Origin of the sequence: Kitasatospora cystarginea, assembly GCF_039533515.1 — a bacterium.
Classification (GTDB): Bacteria; Actinomycetota; Actinomycetes; order Streptomycetales; family Streptomycetaceae; genus Kitasatospora; species Kitasatospora cystarginea.
Genome location: NZ_BAAATR010000179.1, coordinates 1 through 1,101 on the forward strand (window position 1 = coordinate 1; position 1,101 = coordinate 1,101).

The 1,101-nt window shown below is 75.6% G+C and carries 1 protein-coding gene; it reads right to left on the minus strand.

Features of this window, described 5'->3' with window-relative positions; genetic code table 11:
* The coding region (locus ABD369_RS40685; RefSeq protein WP_344641674.1) for a polyketide synthase dehydratase domain-containing protein at nt 1–1,101 on the minus strand (1,101 nt) is incomplete at both ends.

Here is a 1,101-nt window from a genome sequence, read left to right on the forward strand (position 1 = left end):
CCAGCATCCCGGACGCACCGGACACCAGGACCGTACCGCTCGCATCGAACACCGGCCCGGCCGTGTCGGACACCGCCGCCACCCGCGCCAGGCGCGGTGCGCGCAACGCGCCGCCGCGCACGGCGAGTTCGGGCTCACCGGCAGCCAGTGCGGCCGACAGCGCCTCGCGGGAGAAGTCGCCGCCGTCCACGTCCAGCAACACCACGCGGTCCGGGTTCTCGGCCTGTGCGGAACGCGCCAGGCCCCAGACGGGGGCGTGCACGAGGTCGTCGCCGCCGGCCACCGCACCGCGGGTCACCAGCACCAGGCGGGAGGAGGCGAACCGCTCGTCCGCCAGCCACTCCTGAAGCGTGGCGAGCACACCGTGCAGCACGGCCCGGACGGCCGGGGCGGTGTCCGCGGCCGAGTCGGCCAGCGACGCGAAGACCGCGTCGGGAACCGCCACGCCGCCGTCCACGGCCGCGCCCAGCGCCGCCAGATCGGCGAACGATTCGGCACCGGTGCCGGCCGCTCCGAGAGCGTCCGCGCCGAGCACCGCCCAGCGGCCCGCGGGTGCGGCCGAGACCGGGAGCGAGGTCCACTCCACCCGGAACAGCGACTCCACGAAGCCGCCGCCGGCACCGCGCACCTGCTCCGCGGCGATCTCACGGGAGACCAGCGACTCGACCGAGGCGACCGGCTGCCCGGACTCGTCGGCGAGCAGCAGCGAGGCGGTGTCCTCGTTGATCTCGGAGAGCCGCAGGCGCAGCGCGGCGGCACCGGTCGCGTAGAGGGTCACACCGTTCCACGAGAACGGGATGCGGGCCTGTCGGGGGCCGTCAGCGCCTTCGGGGCCGGTGATGTCCAGGCCGAGGGCGTGCAGTGCGGCGTCCAACAGCGCGGGGTGCAGGCCGTAGCGGGCGGCGTCCTCGTGCTCGCTCTCGGGCAGGCGGAGTTCGGCGTACACGTCGCCGTCCTTGCGCCAGGCGGCGCGCAGGCCCTGGAACACCGGACCGTACCCGAAACCGGCAGCGGCCAGCCGCTCGTACAGGTCCTCGACCTCGACCGCGACCGCCCCGGCCGGGGGCCACTCCCCCAGCTCGAACGATGCCACGGCCGCAC